The 1,896-nt window shown below is 71.7% G+C and carries 3 protein-coding genes; 2 read left to right on the top strand and 1 reads right to left on the bottom strand.

What is annotated here, in order from left to right; all coding sequences use genetic code 11:
• Nucleotides 1-399 (bottom strand): site-specific integrase (locus EYA84_RS31340; protein WP_161595082.1); only part of this gene is annotated, 399 nt, incomplete at its 3' end.
• 484 nt (nt 400-883) lie between these two features.
• Between EYA84_RS31340 and EYA84_RS31335 the strand changes: the two genes are divergently transcribed.
• Both EYA84_RS31335 and EYA84_RS31330 read left to right on the top strand, forming a co-directional pair.
• Nucleotides 884-1,528, top strand: coding sequence for a formylglycine-generating enzyme family protein (locus tag EYA84_RS31335; protein WP_131057793.1), 645 nt, complete (start codon nt 884-886; stop codon nt 1,526-1,528).
• 39 nt (nt 1,529-1,567) lie between these two features.
• On the top strand, nt 1,568-1,896 hold a 329-nt coding region (locus tag EYA84_RS31330; protein ID WP_201272544.1), incomplete at its 3' end, for an ADP-ribosylglycohydrolase family protein.

The following is a 1,896-nucleotide window of genomic DNA, read 5'->3' as shown; positions in this document are numbered from 1 at the left end:
CAGCCGCTCGGGAGTGTCCTCACCCCGCAGCGGCTTCGGCACCGGCAGCGGCGCCCGGGGCCGACCCACGGCCGGCATCGGATTGCCGGCCACCACCTGCTCGGCCACCAGGAACGAGAAGAAGCCGTTCCAGGTCGACCAGGCACGACCGACCGAGGCGGCGGCCCGGTCGGCGGCGAAGCGGGCGAACGCCGCCCGCATCAGCCTGGGGGAGAGCGCCTCGATCGACAGGGCGTCGAGGGGGAGGGGAGGGGTGGCCAGCTCCGCCGCGAGCGCGGCCACCGCGACCAGATCCCGCCGGTACGCCGCCTGCGTGTGCGGGGAGGGCTTGCGCGTCGCCCGCGACGTCAGGAACTCCTCGATCAGCACCTGGACCGCTTCATCCCTTTTGTCATGCATAAGGGATATTATGCATGATTTTCGGGTTCATGGTCGACCCAGGGGAGCGGGGGCGGTTTCCGGCGCGAGCCGTGCCGGGCGTCGGAAAGGGCGCCACGGGGGCTGGTTCCTCGGCTGCGCCTGGATTGACGGGTTCCCAGGCGGCGGCGACGTGGCGCGCGCGATAGGGGCGGGGCCGCCCGGACGTGCCGGTCGGTGTCGGCTGCGAGCGACCGGCACCGACCGGTCGGCGTGCACCGCCGGCTGAATGATCGTCGACGAACCGCACCGCGCCGGGATGTAAGGAAGGGTCCCTTGCTAACGCCTGGTGTATGGCAGGGGACCCTTCCTTGCATCCCGGGCTGTGGTGGTGCCCCCTCTCGGGGAGCGCGTCGGAACGTCAGCTTTACATAATGTCAATTATCGAACGTAGGCTGACCGGCCGGAAGGACCGATGGTGGGCCTGGATCGGTAGCATCTGCTCCTCGTGGACTCCGACAGCGTGATGGTGAACGTTCCGGCGGGACGTGTGGTGCTGACGGACCGGCGTACGCAGCGCAGCTGGCCGGTCGACGTCGGGCCGTACCGCCTCGCCGCGTATCCGGTGACCCGGGCCCGGTACGCCGCGGTCGTCGGTGTCCCCTGTGCGACCGACGAGCGCCGTCGTCCGATGGAGACGGTGTCCTGGTGGGACACGGTGCGGTTCTGCAACGCCCTGTCCGAGGCCGACGGGCTGCGGCCGGCGTACCGGGTCGACGGTGAGGACGTCGAGTGGGACACCGGGGCCGACGGGTACCGGCTGCCCACCGAGGCCGAGTGGGAGCATGCCTGCCGGGCCGGCACCGCTGGTCCTCGCTACGGGCCGTTGGACGAGATCGCCTGGTATCGCGGCAACTCCGGTGAGCGGCTGCGCGACGTGGGCGGTAGGCGGCCCAACGCCTGGGGTCTGTACGACATGTTGGGCAACGTCTGGGACTGGTGCTGGGACGTGTACGACCCCGAGGTCTACGGCACCTACCGGGTGTTGCGGGGCGGCGGCTGGTTCGACGAGAAGTGGAGTTGCCGGGCGTCGGTGCGGCGGCGCAGCCACCCCAGCTACGCGATCGACGACGTGGGATTCCGCCTCGCCCGCTCCGGTCACGCTCAGTAGTCGACCACTCCCCTCGTTCGGTGCGCCTAGGCTGCGGGTGTGTCGAGTGTCGTGGATGGGGTGGCGGTGCGGCGGGTGGCGGGGGCGCTGACGGCGTACGCCTGTGGGGACGCGTTGGGGGTGCCGTACGAGGGGCGTCCGCCGACGCGGGACGGTGACGAGGTGATCGAGACGCCTCGGGCCAGTGACCGGTGGGCGGCCGGGGCGACCTCGGACGACACCGCGTTGACGCTGCTCGTGGCGCGGTGTCTGGTGGACGGTGGCGGTGCCGTGGACGCGGTGACGTTCCTGTCGCGGATGGCGGCGCAGGATCCGCCGGTGCCGGGTGCGGGGCCGTCGACGCGGGCGGCGCTGGCGGCGTTCCGGGC

Source organism: Verrucosispora sp. SN26_14.1, from assembly GCF_004307965.1.
In the GTDB taxonomy this organism is placed as follows: Bacteria; Actinomycetota; Actinomycetes; order Mycobacteriales; family Micromonosporaceae; genus Micromonospora.
The sequence above is the reverse complement of the archived record's forward strand: the minus strand, read 5'-3'. Positions and strand labels throughout refer to the sequence as shown.